This is a genomic window from Pseudoroseicyclus sp. CXY001, from assembly GCF_041714655.1.
Classification (GTDB): domain Bacteria; phylum Pseudomonadota; class Alphaproteobacteria; order Rhodobacterales; family Rhodobacteraceae; genus Pseudoroseicyclus_A.
In genome coordinates this window covers 410,643-426,364 of the sequence record NZ_CP168219.1, presented here as the reverse complement: position 1 = coordinate 426,364, position 15,722 = coordinate 410,643, and the positions used below count along the sequence as shown (strand labels likewise).

Sequence of the window (15,722 nt, the reverse complement as noted above, 5' to 3'; positions counted from 1 at the left end):
GGCGCGTGAGGGCCTTCCTCCGCTGGCCGCATCCGGTGCTCCGCCAGGCGGCGGCGCCGGTGGAGGCGGTGACGGACGAGATCCGCGCGCTCTGGGACGAGATGGTGGCGGCAATGGATGCGATGCCGGGCGTCGGCCTCGCGGCGCCGCAACTGGGCGTTTCGCTCCGGCTGGCCGTGGTGGATGCGAGCGAGGCGCGGGGCCAGGCGATCCGCATGGCCAATCCCGAGCTGCTCCACGCCTCGGTGAAGCTGACGGAGCATGAGGAGGCCTCGCCGAACCTGCCCGGCGTCTCCGCCGTGGTGACGCGGCCCAGGGCGGTGACGCTGCGGTTCCTGAACGAGGCCGGAGAGATCGAGGAGCGCGACCTGGTCGGGCTCTGGGCGATCTCGGCCCAGCATCAGCTCGACCATCTGGAGGGGCGGATGTATTTCGACCGGCTGAGCCGATTGAAGCGCGACATGCTCCTCCGCCGGGCGCGGAAGGCATGAGCGGGGGCGGGCTCATCGGCCCTGCCGGGCCGTCTCGCGAGGCGACGGGAGAGCTGTCATGCGGCTGATCTTCATGGGCACACCAGAGTTCTCGGTGCCGGCGCTCAAGGCGCTGGTCGCCGCCGGCCACGAGGTCGCCGCCGTCTACACCCAGCCGCCCCGCCCCGCCGGCCGCGGCAAGAAGCCGAAGGCGACGCCGGTCGCCGCGGCGGCGGAGACATTGGGGCTCGAGGTGCGCCATCCGGTGAGCCTCAAGGGCGCGGAAGAGCAGGAGGCTTTCGCGGCGCTCGGGGCCGAGCTGGCGGTGGTGGTGGCCTACGGGCTGATCCTGCCGCAGGCGGTGCTCGATGCGCCGGCGCGCGGCTGCCTCAACATCCACGCCTCGCTCCTTCCCCGCTGGCGGGGCGCGGCGCCGATCCACCGGGCGATCATGGCCGGCGATGCCGAGAGCGGCATCTGCATCATGCAGATGGAGGCGGGGCTCGACACCGGGCCGGTGCTGCTGCGGCAGGCCGTGCCGATCGGCGCGGCGGAGACGACGGGCGAGCTGCACGACCGACTGGCGGCGCTGGGCGCCGAGGCGATCACCGAGGCGCTGGCGGGGCTCGATGCGCTTGTGCCCGAGCCGCAGCCTGAGGCCGACGTGACCTACGCCGCCAAGATCCTGAAGGACGAGGCACGCATCGACTGGAGCCACCCGGCGAGGGAGCTCGCGGCACATGTGAACGGGCTCTCGCCCTTCCCCGGCGCCTGGACGGCGCTCGGCGCGGAGGACGGGGCCGAGCGGCTCAAGCTGCTCCGCGCCCGCCCGGCGGCGGTGGGCCCGGACGACGCAGGCTTGCCCAATGCGCCCGGCACGATCCTGCCCGATCGTGCCGGGCTCGTCGTCGCCTGCGGCCCGGGAGGGGGCGAGGCGCTCGACATCCTTGAAGCCCAGCGCGCCGGCAAGCGGCCGATGAGCTCCGGGGAGCTCCTGCGCGGCGCCGCCCTGCCCGAGCGGTTCACCTGACGAAGTGGACCGCCCCGGACCTTCGGTGCCTCCGGCGGGCAATATTGTTGGCCAGATGAAGCCGAGGGGTCCACCCTGCCCCGACTGCGGTGAGATCACCGGCGACGGGGCAGGGCTTCACCTGGCACGGTCATCGGCATGCCTGCCTGTACCGTGAGGGAAGTCTCACATCTGTTGGTAAAGAGAGCCTTAACGCTCCCCTTCATCTGGCCCCAAATATGCCGGGGGTGTGGGGGCAGAGCCCCCACCCGGCCCAAGGGGCCGGCCCCCTCACCCCCAGAGCTCCGGCTCCGGCGGGGACATCACAGACCCTTCGAAGCGGATCGGCGGGTCGCGGTCCTCGCCGAGGAGGAGCGGGCCGTCGAGATCCACCCAGTCGGCCCCCTGCGCCACCAGCACCGCCGGCGCCATGGCCAGCGAGGTGCCGACCATGCAGCCGACCATCACCCGGTAGCCGGCCTCCCGCGCGGCATCGCGGAGCGCCAGCGCCTCCGTCAGGCCGCCGGTCTTGTCGAGCTTGATGTTGACGACGTCGTATTTGCCGGTGAGCTCCGCGAGGCTCGCCCGGTCGTGGCAGCTTTCGTCGGCGCAGACGGGCAGCGGCCGCTCGATCTCGCCCAGCATGGCATCATCGCCGGCGGGGAGCGGCTGCTCCACCAATTCGACGCCCAGCCTCAAAAGATGCGGCGCGAGGTCGGCATAGACCTCCGCCGTCCAGCCCTCGTTGGCATCGACGATCAGCCGCGCCTTCGGGGCGCCACGGCGGACGGCCTCGAGCCGGGGCATGTCCTCCGGCGTGCCGAGCTTGATCTTGAGGAGCGGGCGGGCGGCATGTTTCGCCGCCGCCGCCTCCATCTTCTCCGGCTCCTGCAGCGACAGCGTGTAGGCGGAGGTGAGCGGCTTCGGCCGCGCGAGCCCGGCGAGCTGCCAGACCGGCGCGCCGGAGCGCTTCGACTGCCAGTCCCAGAGCGCGCAATCGACGGCGTTGCGCGCCGCGCCGGCGGGCAGCGCGTCCTGCAGGTTCTGGCGGGAGATGTCGGGGTCGAGCCCCTCGATCTCGGCCGTGACGCTCGCCAGAATCTCGCCGTAGCGCGCGTAGGGCACGCATTCGCCGGCGCCCTGCACCCCCTCGCGGGTGACGCGGACGGTCAGCACCTCCGCGGCGCTGCGCGAGCCGCGGGAGATGGTGAAGACCTCGGCGAGCCGGAAGCTCTCGGCGGTGACCGAGAGGCTCACGTGATCGCCGCCAGCGAATCCACCAGACGGCCGGCGCCGTGGCGATAGGGATCGACGGTGGGCAGGCCCATCCGCTCTTCCACCTCGGCCAGGTAGTCGCGGGCCGCCGCTTCCTCCAGCCCCGCGGTGTTGACCGAGATGCCGGTCACCTGCACGTCGGGGTTGACCATCTGCGCCATGGTGAGCCCGAGATCGCGGAGCGCCTCGAGGCTGGGCAGCGCCCGGCCGGGCAGCCCCCGCATGTGCTCGCGCGTCGGCTCGTGGCAGAGCACCAGCGCATCCGGCTGGCCGCCGTGGATCAGCGCCAGCGTCACGCCGGAATAGGAGGGGTGGAAGAGCGAGCCCTGCCCCTCGATCAGATCCCAGTGGTCGGCATCGTTGTCGGGCGTCAGCCATTCCACCGAGCCGGCCATGAAATCGGCGATGACCGCATCGAGCGGCACGCCGCCGCCGGTGATGAGGATGCCCGTCTGCCCGGTGGCGCGGAAGGTCGCCTTCATCTCGCGCGCCGCCATCTCGCGCTCCATGGCGAGGGCGGTGTACATCTTGCCAACGGAGCAATCGGTGCCGATGGCGAGGCAGCGCTTGCCGCTGCGGGGCTCGCCATTGGCGATCGGATACTTGACCACCGGGATGCGCACGTCATGCAGCGCCCGGCCATGGGCGTTGGCGCCCGCCACCAGGGCCGGCTCGTCGCGCAGGAGGTTATGGAGGCCCGAGGCGAGGTCGAAGCCGAGCTCGAGCGCCTGCCCCAGCACCTCCTTCCAGGTCTCGGAGATGACGCCGCCGCGGTTGGCGACGCCGATGACCAGCGTCTCCGCGCCGGCCGCGCGCGCCTCTTCCAGCGTCATGTCGGCGAGGCCGAGGTCGGCCTTGCAGCCGGGCAGGCGGAGCTGGCCGATGGCGTAATCGGGGCGCCAGTCGCGGATGCCTTGCGCCACCTTGGCGGCCAGCCTGTCCGGCGCGTCGCCGAGGAACAGCAGATAGGGCGGGGTGATCATGACGGCTCCTCGTCTCGGTGTTTGGTCGCAGGCTTTGCGCCAGAGAAGCCGGTTTTCCCGCCGCTCCGCAAGGGAGCGCCGGGGCCGGGGCGCGAAATCTTTCGCGCCGCCCCCTTGGTTGCCATTCCGCGCCGGCGGCGCATATATCGAGGGCACCCGGGCGCGCGCCCCGATGGAGGTCCGATGAACAATTATCTCGATTTCGAGAAGCCGCTCGCGGAGATCGAGGGCAAGGCCAACGAGCTGCGCGCCATGGCCCGCTCCAATGCCGAGATGGATGTCGAGAAGGAAGCGGCGGCGCTCGACAAGAAGGCCGGCGACATGCTGGCCAAGCTCTATGCCGAGCTGACCCCTTGGCGGAAATGCCAGGTGGCGCGCCATCCCGACCGGCCGCATTGCAAGGACTATATCGAGACGCTCTTCACCGATTACACGGCGCTCGCCGGTGACCGGAACTTCGCCGACGACCATGCCATCATGGGCGGGCTCGCGCGGCTCGACGGCCAGCCGGTGGTGGTGATGGGCCAGGAGAAGGGCAACGACACCAAGAGCCGCATCGAGCGCAACTTCGGCATGGCGCGGCCCGAGGGCTACCGCAAGGCCGTGCGCCTGATGGACCTCGCCGACCGCTTCGGCCTGCCGGTCATCACGCTGGTCGACACGCCCGGCGCCTTCCCCGGCAAGGGCGCTGAGGAGCGCGGGCAATCCGAGGCAATCGCACGGGCGACGCAGCGCTGCCTGCGGCTAGGCGTGCCCATGGTTTCCGTCGTCATCGGCGAGGGCGGCTCAGGCGGCGCCGTGGGGATCGCCACGGCCAACAAGGTGCTGATGCTCGAGCACTCGATCTATTCGGTGATCTCGCCGGAGGGCTGCGCCTCGATCCTGTGGAAGGATGCCGAGAAGATGCGCGAGGCGGCGGAGGCCCTGCGGCTGACCGCGCAGGATCTCGAGCAGCTCGGCGTCATCGACAAGGTGGTGAAGGAGCCGGTCGGCGGGGCGCATCGCCACCCGGCGGCGGCGATCAAGGCCGTCGGCGAGGCGCTGAAGGGGCAGCTCAAGCAGCTCTCCAACGTCGGCAGCGACGAGATCCGCGCCAACCGGCGGCGGAAATACCTCGGGCTCGGGGCCAAGGGGCTCGCGGCCTGAGGGAGGGCCGGCCATTCTGGCCGGGTGGAGGCTCTGCCTCCACACCTCCGAGGTATTTTTGGCCAGATGAAAGGGGACGTTAGGCGTTCGTTTACCAAGATGCGCCTAATCCTGTCCCACGGTACAGGCCGAGGGGCCGATGACCGTGCCAGGTGAAGCCCTGCCCCTTCGCCGGTCGCTGCACCGCAGTCGGGGCAGGGTGGACCCCCTGGCTTCATCTGGCCAAAAATACCTCCGCCGGAGGCACCGAAGGTCCCCTCCTGCGCTGGCAACCCGCCCGCCGTCTCCTGTCGGGCGCGCCGAGGCGCCGATGCGGGCGCCCTGCCCTCGGCACGCCGCGCGGCACCCGCCGCCGACCTCAGCCCGCTCTGGCGCGCACCCGGCCTTGACGCGGCCGCCCAATCGCGGAAGGTCGCGGGCGAGCAACAGGAGAGCCGCCGATGAGCCGCATCGTCTATGTGAACGGAGCCTATCTTCCCGAGGAAGAGGCGACAGTCTCGATCTTCGACCGAGGCTTCCTGATGGCCGATGGCGTCTATGAGGTGACCTCCGTCCTCGGCGGCAAGCTGATCGACTTCGCCGGCCATGCGGCGCGGCTGGCGCGCTCGCTGTCCGAGCTGCAGATGGCCGCGCCGTGCGATGACGAGGAGCTGCTGGCGATCCACCGCGAGCTGGTGGAGCGGAACGGCATCGAGGACGGCATGGTCTATCTGCAGGTCACCCGTGGCAATCCGGGCGACCGCGACTTCGCCTTCCCCGCCGATGACGTGGCGCCGACGCTGGTGCTCTTCACCCAGTCGAAGCCCGGCATGGCCGAGAGCCCGCTGGCGGAGCGCGGGCTGAAGGTCATCTCGATCCCCGACGTCCGCTGGGGGCGGCGCGACATCAAGACGGTGCAGCTTCTCTATCCCTCGATGGGCAAGATGATGGCCAAGGCCGCCGGCGCCGATGACGCCTGGATGGTCGAGGAGGGCGCGGTGACCGAGGGCACCTCGAACAACGCCTATATCGTCAAGGACGGCACGATCATCACCCGGCATCTGAGCGAGGAGATCCTGCACGGTATCACCCGCGCCGCCGTCCTCAGGTTCGCCGCCGAGGCGCAGATGCAGGTGGAGGAGCGGCCCTTCACCATCGAGGAGGCGCAGGCGGCCGACGAGGCCTTCATCACCTCCGCCTCCATGTTCGTCATGCCGGTGGTCGAGATCGACGGCGCCGCCATCGGCACCGGCACGCCCGGCCCGGTGGCCCGGCGCCTGCGCGAGATCTACCTCGAGGAAAGCCGCGCCAAGGCGGTCTAGTCCTCCCTGAGGAGCAGGATCAGCGCGACGATGGAGAGTCCGACCCCGGCGAGGATCAGCGCCGGGGGCAGGCTGTCACCCAGCGCCAGCGTCCAGAGGATCACCCAGGAAGGGGTGAGGTAGGTATAGGCCATGACCTTCGCTGAAGGCAGGCGCAGCGTCGCGAATTGCAGAAGCACGAAGGTCGTCGCCGAGGCGAAGACCGCCGTATAGGCGAGCGTCACCCAGACAATTCCGGGGAGTGCCGCGAAATCGGTCTTCAGAAGGTCCGGCAGACCCCAGATCGTCAGGATGATCGCGCCGGCCACCAGCATCGGCAGGGTGAACTGCAGGGCGCTCTCGCCGCGGTTGAGGAACCGCACCATCGGCGTGTAGAGCGCGTGGCTGATGCAGCCGAGGAAGAAGATCGCCTCGCCCCGCTCGACATGGAATGCCAGCGCCGCCGAGAGGTCGGCGCGGAAGATCACCCAGAGCGCCCCGAGCCCGCCGAGGCAGAGCGCCAGCGCCATCCGCCCCGTCAGCCGCTGCCGCATCAGGAGCCAGCCGAACCCGGCCGACATGATGGGCGTCAGCGTGAAAACCGCCGAGGCGGCCACCGGCGGCGCCGTCTTCAGCCCCTCGAACATCGTCACGAAGTAGATGGCGAAGAGCCCGCCGAGGAGCGCGTGGCGCCAGGGCGCCTTCGGGATCAGCCGTTCCGGCCGGCCGTGGCGGGCGAGGACGAAGGGGGTGAGGATCGCCGCCGCGATCCAGAAGCGCAGCGCGTTGAGCGCGGCCGGCGCGATATGCGGCGCCGCGAGCGCGCCGAGGGGGAAGCTGCCGGCGACGAGCGCCGAGAAGAGCAGCATCGCCAGATGCCCCCGTGCCGCGTCCGTCATGCCGATCCCCTCCCGCCGTCGCCGCCTTCTGTGCCCCAGCCGGCGGAGCGCGGCAAGCCGGGGCGGGCGAACGCGATTGCCCGCGCGGGAGGCCCGGGCTAGAACACTGGCCCGAGACCAAGGGGGGCCGGATGGCTGCAGAGACCGACAAGGACCGCGCGGCTCCGCCGCTCCGGCACTGGCCGCCGCGCCAGCCCGTTCGCCCGCTGGCCTGCGTGACCATGGCCCGCAACGAGGCCTTCTTCCTCGAGATCTGGGCGCGCTACTACCTCGGCGAGGAGCCCGACGCGCAGCTCTACATCCTCGATCATGCCTCCTCGGAGGACGTGAAGCACGGGCTGGTGGAGCGCATCGGCCCTGCGGCGGAGCAGGCGATCCACGTCGTGCCGCTGCCGGACGTGCCCTTCGATGTCGAGTACAAGGCGGCGGCGCTGACGGCCTTCGCCAATACGCTCGTCCATTGCTTCGCGCAGGTCATCGCCAGCGATGCCGACGAGATCGTGCTGACGGCGCCGGGGGTGCGCGGCGGGCTCATGGATGTGCTCGGCCGCGTCAAGGGCCGCTGGCTCCGGCCGCTCGGCTACAACTTCCAGCAGATCGACGGGATCGAGGCGCCCTTCGACCCGGCGCGCCCGCTTCTGGAGCAACGGAGCTACGGGACCTTCTCGTCGGTCTTCACCAAGCCCGCCGTCTGGCGCGATTACAACGCCTTCGGCCCCGGACAGCACCGCTCCCAGCACCGGGCCGCCTTCACGAGGCAGCTCGTCCTCGCGCATCTGAAGAATATCGACGCGGGCGAGCACAACCGGCGGGCGGGGCAGCGCCGCGAGATCGCCTATTCGGATCACCATTGGGGCCGCGGCTACGGGCGGCAATGGCGGGGCGGCGGCACGCGGAAGGCGCTGCAGGCCCGCGAAGAAGAGCTCGCGGCGCTGCAGACCTATGGCGAGGTGGCGCCGGGCTTCATCGAAGAGCTCCGCGCCGCGGTCGCCGATGACGTGGCGCTGGTCGGCGCCACGGCCTGGTCCTCGCCCCTCACCCGCTTCGCCTGAGCCCGCGCCTTCGGCCCGTCTGGCTTGACTCCGGGGGCCCCGGCGCGTATTCGCCCGCCCATCCGGAAGCGCCACAGCCTTCCGGTCCCGGCCCTGGCCGGGATCGCCCCCCGTCAGCGAGTGTTCGCCCACGGGGGCGTTTGCCGTTTGCCGGGCCGCCCCCATATCGGGGGCTGTCCATGGATCAACCCCGGGGGAGCCCGCCGATGTTCGAGAACCTGTCCGACCGCCTCGGAGGCGTCTTCGACCGGCTGACCAAGCAGGGCGCCCTCTCGGAGGACGACGTCCGCACCGCGATGCGAGAGGTCCGCGTGGCGCTGCTCGAGGCCGATGTCTCGCTGCCGGTGGCGCGCAACTTCATCAAGGCGGTGGAGGCCAAGGCCACCGGCCAGTCCGTCACCAAGTCGGTCACGCCCGGCCAGCAGGTGGTCAAGATCGTCCATGACGAGCTGATCCATGTGCTGAAGGGTGACGACGACCCGGGCCAGCTCAAGATCGACAGCCCGCCGGCGCCGATCCTGATGGTGGGCCTGCAAGGCGGCGGCAAGACGACGACCACCGCCAAGATCGCCAAAAGGCTGAAGGAGCGCGAGGGCAAGAAGGTCCTCATGGCCTCGCTCGACGTGAACCGCCCCGCGGCCATGGAGCAGCTCGCCATCCTCGGCCAGCAGATCGGCGTCGACACGCTGCCCATCGTCAAGGGCGAAGACCCGGTGACGATCGCCAAGCGCGCCAAGACCCAGGCCAGCCTTGGCGGCTATGACGTCTACATGCTCGACACCGCGGGCCGGCTGCACATCGACCAGGAGCTCATCGCCCAGGCCGCCGCCGTCCGCGACGTGGCGCGGCCCCGCGAGACGCTGCTCGTCGTCGACGGCCTGACCGGCCAGGATGCCGTCAACGTCGCGACCGAGTTCGACGACAAGATCGGCGTGACCGGCGTCGTCCTCACCCGGATGGACGGCGACGGGCGCGGCGGCGCGGCCCTGTCGATGCGCGCCGTCACCGGCAAGCCGATCCGCTTCGTCGGCCTCGGCGAGAAGCTCGACGCCATCGAGACCTTCGACCCCGAGCGCATCGCCGGCCGCATCCTCGGCATGGGCGATATCGTGGCCCTCGTCGAGAAGGCGCAGCAGACGCTCGAGGCCGAGCAGGCCGAGCGGATGATCCGCCGCTTCCAGAAGGGGGCGTTCAACATGAACGACCTCAAGATGCAGCTCGAGCAGATGATCAAGATGGGCGGCATGGCCGGCCTCGCCGGCATGATCCCCGGCATGGGCAAGATGCAGAAGCAGGTCGCCGAGGCGGGGATCGACGACAAGATGCTCGCCCGGCAGATCGCCCTCATCAACTCGATGACCAAGAAGGAGCGGGCGAATCCCGACCTCCTTCAGGCGAGCCGCAAGAAGCGCATCGCCGCCGGCGCCGGCCTCGAGGTGCAGGAGCTCAACCGGCTCCTCAAGCAGCACCGGCAGATGGCCGATGTGATGAAGAAGATCGGCAAGGGCGGCAAGGGCGGGCTCCGCCAGATGGCCAAGCAGCTCATGGGCAAGGGCGGGATGCCTGGCATGCCCGAGGGCGGCATACCCGACATGAACGACCCCCGCGCCATGGAAGAGGCCGCCAAGGCGCTCGGCGGCATGCGGGGCATGGGCGGCGGCGGTCTGCCCGGGCTCGGCGGCGGCGGCCTGCCCCCCGGCCTTTCGGGCTTCGGCAAGAAGAAATGAGCACGCCACTCCCTTTCCCCCGGCTGGAGACGGAGCGGCTGGTCCTGCGCGGACCGTCCCGCGACGACTACCCGGCCTATGTCGCCTTCTGGGCCTCCGACCGGGCCCGCCACGAGGGCGGCCCGCGCGAGTCCGTGGGCGCGTGGGAGGATTACGCCGCCGCCTTCGGGCTCTGGCTGATCGAGGGCTACGGCTGCTGGGCGGTGGAAGAGAAGGCGACGGGCGCCTTCTGCGGCATCGTGGGGCTCAACCGGCGCATCGACTATCCCGAGGCCGAGATCGGCTGGACGCTGATGGAAGAGGCCGAGGGCCGCGGCATCGCCTTCGAGGCCGCCAGCGCCATCCTGCCCTGGATCTGGGCGGAGACCGCCCTGCCCTCCGTCACCGTCTATATCGACCCGGCGAACGCCCGCTCGATCTCGCTCGCGAGGCGCCTCGGCGCGGTGGAAGACCCGGAGGGCCTGCCGCCCGAGCCGGGCGATCTGGTGCTGCGCATCTCGCGGCCCGGGGAGGCGGCATGAGCCTCGTGCCCCATCTCACCTCCGAGCGGCTGAGCTACGGCGGCATTACCTGGCCGCATCAGGAGGCCTTCGCGGCCTTCTGCCTCTCCGAGCGGAGCCGCTTCCTCGGCGGGCCGACGGACGACCCGCGCGACGCCTGGGATTCGTCGATGATCCATTCCGGCCAATGGGCGCTGCGCGGCTACGGCACCTTCTGGCTGACCGAGACGGCCACAGGCCGCACGGCCGGGCGAGTCGGCCTCTGGCATCCGGTGAACCTCGACGAGCCCGAGCTCTCTTGGATCATCTTCGACGGGTTCGAGGGCAAGGGCTATGCCGAAGAGGCCGCCCGCCGCGTGCGCCGCTGGGCCTGGGAGGAGCGCGGCATCGGCCCGCTCCACAGCGATATCTCGCCGGACAACGCCCGCTCCATCGCGCTCGCCAAGCGGCTCGGCTGCACCTTCGAGGGCATGACGCGCTATCATTCCGGCAAGCCGGCCGAGGTCTGGCGCCACCCGCACCCGGCTGCGGAGGGCACGGCATGAAATGGCCCGCCCTCCCCCCGCTGCAGACCGAGCGTCTGGAGCTTCGCCTGCCGGGCCCGGACGACCTCGGCCCCGCCATTGCCTTCGGGCAATCGGAGCGCACGCGCTTCATCGGCGGCAGGACCGAGCCCTTCGGGGCCTATCGCGGCGTCCTGGCCAGCATCGGCCACTGGACCCTGCGCGATTACGGCATGTGGGCGGTGCATCTGCGCGAGACCGGCGAGATGATCGGCCGCATCGGCGTGATCTTCCACGACTTTCCGGGCGGCTGGACGGAGCCGGAGCTCGGCTGGCAGCTCTTCGACGGCTTCGAGGGCAAGGGCTATGCGCTCGAGGCGGCCCGCGCTGCCAAGGCGGATTACCACGCCCGCATCACGCGGCATCCGCTCATCAGCCATATCGACCCGAAGAACACCCGCTCCGCCGCCCTCGCCCGCCGCATGGGCGCCGAGATCGAGGGCGAGCGGCTGCTGATAGGCGACCCCGTGCAGGTCTGGCGCCATACGGGGCCGGAGGATTTGGCATGATCCCCGAGCTCGTCACCGAACGCCTGCGGCTCCGCGCGCCCGTGATAGAGGATTTCGCCCCCTATGCGGCCTTCTGCGCCTCACCGCGCGCCGCCCATATGGGCGGGCCTCATGATGCCGAGACGGCGTGGAACTGGTTCGCCTCCGACGTCGCGCAATGGCCGCTCCTCGGCCATGGCGCGCTGATGGTCGAGCGCTCGGAGGACGGCACGCTGCTCGGCCAGGTGGGCATCGCCCGGCCGCCGCATTTCCCCGAACCGCAGATCGGCTGGTTCGCCTTCAAAAGCACCGGCGAGGGCGGCGGCTATTTCGCTGAGGCGGCAGCGGCCCTGCTGTCCTGGGCCTTCGGGCCGCGCGGCATGGCAACGCTCGTCAGCTATATCCGGGCGGACAACCTGCGCTCGGCTCGGCTCGCCCGCCGTCTCGGCGCGGTGATCGACCGCGCGGCGCCCCTGCCGCCGGGCCTCCACAGCGATGTCTGGCGCTTCACGCGCGACGCGGGGGCCCCGGCATGATCGAGCGGCTCGAAACCCAGCGGCTGGTGCTCCGCCGCCCCAATGCCGGCGACTGGCCGGCGGCGCGCGAGTTCTTCCTCTCGCCCCGCTCCGCCGGGATCGGCGGGCCGGTGTCGGTCGGCGCCGCCTGGCGGGCGCTGGCGGCCGAAATCGGCCATTGGGAGATGCGCGGCTACGGCATGTGGGCCGTCACCCGCCGGGAAGAGGGGCACGACGACGACCGGGCCATCGGCCTCGTCGGCCCCTGGTTTCCCGCCGACTGGCCGGAGACGGAAGTGGGCTGGATGATCTGGGCGCCCGATGTCGAGGGCAAGGGCTATGCCTTCGAGGCCGCCCAGGCCGCCATTGCCCATGCCTGGGCGGTGCTGGGGTGGGAGACCATCGTCTCCTACATCGACCCGGACAACGCCCGCTCCATCGCGCTGGCCGAGCGGCTCGGCGCCGCTCATGACCCGCAGGCCGAGGTCCCGCGCCCCGACAAGCCCTGCCTCGTCTACCGCCACCCCCGCCCCGCTTCGGAGGCCACATGACCGACCCGACCCAACGCGCCGCCGCGCTCCTCGCCGAGCACCGCAGCAGCATCGACAGGCTCGATGCCATCCTCGTCTTCACGCTGGCCGAGCGTTTCAAGCACACCCAGGCGGTGGGCAAGCTCAAGGCCGAGCACGCCTTGCCGCCGTCCGATCCCGCGCGCGAAGCCGCGCAGATCGCCCGGCTCACCGATCTTGCGGAGGGGGCCGATCTCGACCCCGCCTTCGCCAAGAAGTTCCTGGCCTTCATCATCCAGGAAGTCATCAAGCACCACGAACAGCAACAAGCCTGAGGGCCGAAGGCCCTCGCCCAGCGCCATCAAAGGAGACCACACATGGCCATGAAAATTCGCCTCGCCCGCGGCGGCTCGAAGAAGCGCCCGCATTATTCCATCGTCGCCTCCGACAGCCGGATGCCGCGCGACGGCCGCTTCATCGAGAAGCTCGGCACCTACAACCCGCTCCTGCCCAAGGACAGCGAAGACCGCGTGAAGATGGATGTCGAGCGCGTGAAGCACTGGCTCGGCCAGGGCGCCCAGCCGACCGACCGCGTCAGCCGCTTCCTCGAAGCCGCCGGCGTCACCGAGAAGAAAGAGCGCGCCAACATGAAGAAGGCTGTCCCCGGCAAGGCCATGCAGGAGCGCGCCGAGAAGAAGGCCGCCCGCGCCGCCGAGGCCGAGGGTTCCGACGCTGCCGCGCAGGTCGAGGCCAACGAGGCGGCCGAGAAGGACGCCGCCGAGTGAGCGACAGCCGCGTCATCATCGGCGCGGTGGCCGGCGCCTTCGGCGTCAAGGGCGAGGTGCGGCTGAAGAGCTTCTGCGCCGAGCCCGAGGCGATTGCCGATTACGTGCCGCTGACGACGGACCGGGGGGAGGTCTTTCCCTCGGTCCGGCTCACCGGGCGCACCTCCGGCGCCCTGACGGCCCGGCTGGACGGGATCGCGACCAAGGAGCAGGCCGATGCCCTGAAGGGCACGCAACTCTATGCCGAGCGCTCCCGCCTGCCGGATCTGCCGGAGGATGAATATTACCACGCCGACCTGATCGGCCTGCCGGTCTTCGATTCCGGCGGGGAGGAGATCGGCCGCGTCCATGCGATCTACGATCACGGGGCGGGGGACCTTCTCGAAATCAAGCGCAAGGGCGGCAAGCCGCTGCTGCTGCCCTTCACCAAGGCGGTCGTGCCCACGGTCGACCTCGCCGCCGGGCGGCTGGTCGCCGATCCGCCGGAAGAGAGCGAGTAGCGCGCCCGCCCGGTATGGGCGGGCCGCGCCTTCAGAACCGCACCTCGTAAAGCCCGAAACCGTTCCGCACGAGCCCGAGCGAGCGGATGTGGCTCGGCGCGTCGGGCCCCTTCAGCACCTCCACCGCCGCCGGCGCCGTCTGGAAGATGGCCCTCGTCCGCGGCAGCGAGGTGAAGCGCCAGACCCGCCGCGCCACCGAATGCACGGGCGAGCCGAGGCGGACGTAATCGGCGATGATATCCCTCAGCGACTGCCGGCTCTCGGCCAGCACGCGGCCCTGCCGCACCATGCCGAAGCCGGCGCTGCCGCCGATCCGGTAGGAATTCGTCGCCACCACCAGCCGCATCTCCGGCGTGACCTCGGTGCCGTCCGCCAGCCGGATATGGCTGACCCGATGCGCCGAGGGCGTCAGCAACATGCCGGCCGCATCGCACATCGGCGGCCGCGTCGGGTCGATCTCGTAGGTCAGCCCGTCGAGCACGTCGAAGATATAGGGCGGGCAATCGGCGTCGATCAGCGGCTGGTTGCTCTCGCCCATCCTCAGCTGCGTGAAGATCGAGGCGGATCGCTCCAGCCAGCGGGCCACGTCGCGCCCCGTCATCTCCACCACCACCATGCGGTTGGGATAGGCATAGAGCTCTGCCGCATGGCGCAGCGCCAGCGGCCCCTCGGGGATGTCGACGTAATTGCCGGGCCCCTTGTGCCCGCCCGAGCGCATCGGGCTGTGCGCGCAGAGGATCGGCAGGCCCTGCTCGGGCAGGTCGGCCAGCAGCCGCTCGGCGGTGTCGCGCATCGCATCCGTCGCCAGCGTCAGGCAGGGGTCGGGCGCCGCGAGGGCGAAATAGGACTGCAGCCGCCCCTCCAGCCGGCCGATCGGGCGGCGCACCTCTTCCTGCGTTGCGTGGTGGGCGGGGGCGGCGAGCTTGGTGATGTAGGGGTCGGGCTCGGGCAGCGAGCCGTCGATGCCGCGGAGCGGAAAGAGCCGCGAGGCATGGCGCACCACCGACCAGCGGCCCGACCGCCGCACCAGCGCCAGGTCGATCACCGCCAGATGCGAGCCGAAGGCGCCGGGCATGGCCGCCGGCCGCCCGTGGATCGTGCCGGCGTCATGATCCACCGGGCCGTGCCGCGGCCCCCCCGGCCGGGGGAAGATCCGGTGCGTATGCCCGCAGATCAGCGCGTCGATCCCCTCCTGCGCGGCGAGGGGCACCGAGGCATTCTCCCGCCCCGGCTCGTAATCGGCACTGCCGATCCCGGAATGCGACAGCGCCACCACGATCTCGGCCCCCGCCGCCTTCAGCCGCGGCAGATGCGCCTGCGCCGCCTCGACGATGTCGCGCGTCGCGATGCTGTTGCCGAGGTGCTGCCCGTCCCAGAGCGCGATCTGCGGCGGCGCGAAGCCGATGACGCCGACCTTCAGCGGCCGCCGCATCCCGTTGCCGGTGACGATCTCGCGGTCGATCACCACGAAGGGCGGCACGAGGGGATCGTCGCTCTCCGGCTGGTTGCCGAGGCGGCGGACCACATTGGCCGAGACCGCAGGAAAGTTGGCCTGGCCCAGCGCCGCCTCCAGATAGTCGATCCCGTAGTTGAACTCGTGATTGCCCAAGGTCACCGCGTCATAGCCGAGAAGGTTCATCGCCCCGATCATCGGATTGGCCATCGGCCGGCCCGCCTCGGCCAGCTCGGCAAGGAAATCCGACATCGGGTTGCCCTGCAGGAAGTCGCCATTGTCGAAGAGAAAGGCATTGGGGGCGCCAGAGCGGGCGCGGCGGACGAGCGTCGCGCAGCGGGCAAGGCCGATGGGCGGGTCCTCGGTGTCGGTGAAGTAATCCCAGGGGAGCAGGGTCATGTGCAGGTCCGACGTCGCAAGGATGCGGACGTGGGCGGTCTCCCCCGCCGTCGTTGCGATACCTGTGCTCACCTGCGGCATTCGCCAACCTACCGCCGCTCAACCACTACATGCAAAACATGGCAAGTCCTGTCGCTGGCGTCCATCGCCCATTGCGAGGAGAGCGCCG

At 70.7% G+C, this 15,722-nt stretch carries 18 protein-coding genes; 14 read left to right on the top strand and 4 right to left on the bottom strand.

Features of this window, described 5'->3' with window-relative positions:
- Window positions 1-5 precede the first annotated feature (5 nt).
- Together def and fmt are read left to right on the top strand one after the other, a co-directional pair.
- Window positions 6-491 (top strand): peptide deformylase, encoded by a 486-nt coding sequence (gene def / locus ACAZ03_RS02270; RefSeq protein WP_373355727.1) that lies wholly within the window; start codon window positions 6-8, stop codon window positions 489-491.
- A gap of 58 nt (window positions 492-549) precedes the next feature.
- Entirely contained in the window at window positions 550-1,500 is a 951-nt protein-coding gene (gene fmt / locus ACAZ03_RS02265; protein ID WP_373355726.1) for a methionyl-tRNA formyltransferase, read from the top strand.
- Window positions 1,501-1,770: 270 nt separating this feature from the next.
- Here fmt and dgcA read toward each other — a convergent pair whose 3' ends face one another.
- On the bottom strand, window positions 1,771-2,736 hold the full coding sequence (dgcA, locus tag ACAZ03_RS02260) for an N-acetyl-D-Glu racemase DgcA (RefSeq protein WP_373355725.1): 966 nt from the start codon (window positions 2,734-2,736) through the stop codon (window positions 1,771-1,773).
- Window positions 2,733-3,737 (bottom strand): N-acetyltransferase DgcN, encoded by a 1,005-nt coding sequence (gene dgcN, locus ACAZ03_RS02255; protein ID WP_373355723.1) that lies wholly within the window; start codon window positions 3,735-3,737, stop codon window positions 2,733-2,735. Before dgcN ends, dgcA begins: the two co-directional genes overlap by 4 nt.
- Window positions 3,738-3,920: 183 nt before the next feature.
- On the opposite strand from dgcN, the gene ACAZ03_RS02250 reads away from it, so the two are divergent.
- On the top strand, window positions 3,921-4,883 hold the full coding sequence (locus ACAZ03_RS02250; protein ID WP_373355722.1) for an acetyl-CoA carboxylase carboxyltransferase subunit alpha: 963 nt from the start codon (window positions 3,921-3,923) through the stop codon (window positions 4,881-4,883).
- Between the two features lie 440 nt (window positions 4,884-5,323).
- Entirely contained in the window at window positions 5,324-6,184 is an 861-nt protein-coding gene (locus tag ACAZ03_RS02245; protein ID WP_373355721.1) for a D-amino-acid transaminase, read from the top strand.
- On the opposite strand, the gene ACAZ03_RS02240 is transcribed toward ACAZ03_RS02245, so the two are convergent.
- Window positions 6,181-7,062, bottom strand: a complete 882-nt coding sequence (locus ACAZ03_RS02240) for a DMT family transporter (protein WP_373355720.1) — start codon at window positions 7,060-7,062, stop codon at window positions 6,181-6,183. The genes ACAZ03_RS02245 and ACAZ03_RS02240 overlap by 4 nt on opposite strands.
- A 131-nt stretch (window positions 7,063-7,193) precedes the next feature.
- Here ACAZ03_RS02240 and ACAZ03_RS02235 point away from each other — a divergent pair, with 131 nt between their 5' ends.
- The 10 genes from ACAZ03_RS02235 (at window position 7,194) to rimM (ending at window position 13,701) form a co-directional block, all read left to right on the top strand.
- Window positions 7,194-8,114, top strand: coding sequence for a hypothetical protein (locus ACAZ03_RS02235; RefSeq protein WP_373355719.1), 921 nt, complete (start codon window positions 7,194-7,196; stop codon window positions 8,112-8,114).
- Window positions 8,115-8,320: 206 nt separating this feature from the next.
- Complete coding sequence (gene ffh, locus ACAZ03_RS02230) at window positions 8,321-9,841, top strand: signal recognition particle protein (protein ID WP_373355717.1); 1,521 nt, start codon at window positions 8,321-8,323, stop codon at window positions 9,839-9,841.
- On the top strand, window positions 9,838-10,362 hold the full coding sequence (locus tag ACAZ03_RS02225; protein ID WP_373355716.1) for a GNAT family N-acetyltransferase: 525 nt from the start codon (window positions 9,838-9,840) through the stop codon (window positions 10,360-10,362). Before ffh ends, ACAZ03_RS02225 begins: the two co-directional genes overlap by 4 nt.
- The gene (locus ACAZ03_RS02220; RefSeq protein ID WP_373355715.1) at window positions 10,359-10,886 is read left to right on the top strand and encodes a GNAT family N-acetyltransferase; all 528 of its coding nucleotides are present in this window, start codon (window positions 10,359-10,361) and stop codon (window positions 10,884-10,886) included. The genes ACAZ03_RS02225 and ACAZ03_RS02220 overlap by 4 nt, the downstream gene beginning before the upstream one ends.
- Window positions 10,883-11,413, top strand: coding sequence for a GNAT family N-acetyltransferase (locus ACAZ03_RS02215; protein WP_373355714.1), 531 nt, complete (start codon window positions 10,883-10,885; stop codon window positions 11,411-11,413). Before ACAZ03_RS02220 ends, ACAZ03_RS02215 begins: the two co-directional genes overlap by 4 nt.
- On the top strand, window positions 11,410-11,928 hold the full coding sequence (locus ACAZ03_RS02210) for a GNAT family N-acetyltransferase (RefSeq protein ID WP_373355713.1): 519 nt from the start codon (window positions 11,410-11,412) through the stop codon (window positions 11,926-11,928). The genes ACAZ03_RS02215 and ACAZ03_RS02210 overlap by 4 nt, the downstream gene beginning before the upstream one ends.
- Window positions 11,925-12,458: a GNAT family N-acetyltransferase gene (locus ACAZ03_RS02205; protein ID WP_373355712.1), complete on the top strand. Its 534-nt coding sequence runs from the start codon at window positions 11,925-11,927 to the stop codon at window positions 12,456-12,458. Before ACAZ03_RS02210 ends, ACAZ03_RS02205 begins: the two co-directional genes overlap by 4 nt.
- Window positions 12,455-12,751 (top strand): chorismate mutase, encoded by a 297-nt coding sequence (locus tag ACAZ03_RS02200; protein WP_373355710.1) that lies wholly within the window; start codon window positions 12,455-12,457, stop codon window positions 12,749-12,751. The genes ACAZ03_RS02205 and ACAZ03_RS02200 overlap by 4 nt, the downstream gene beginning before the upstream one ends.
- Window positions 12,752-12,793: 42 nt before the next feature.
- Window positions 12,794-13,201, top strand: a complete 408-nt coding sequence (gene rpsP, locus ACAZ03_RS02195) for a 30S ribosomal protein S16 (RefSeq protein ID WP_373355709.1) — start codon at window positions 12,794-12,796, stop codon at window positions 13,199-13,201.
- Entirely contained in the window at window positions 13,198-13,701 is a 504-nt protein-coding gene (gene rimM / locus ACAZ03_RS02190) for a ribosome maturation factor RimM (protein WP_373355708.1), read from the top strand. Before rpsP ends, rimM begins: the two co-directional genes overlap by 4 nt.
- 31 nt (window positions 13,702-13,732) lie before the next feature.
- Here the strand turns inward: rimM and ACAZ03_RS02185 are convergent, their stop codons facing one another.
- Window positions 13,733-15,634, bottom strand: coding sequence for a bifunctional 2',3'-cyclic-nucleotide 2'-phosphodiesterase/3'-nucleotidase (locus tag ACAZ03_RS02185; RefSeq protein WP_373355707.1), 1,902 nt, complete (start codon window positions 15,632-15,634; stop codon window positions 13,733-13,735).
- Window positions 15,635-15,722: the final 88 nt, after the last annotated feature.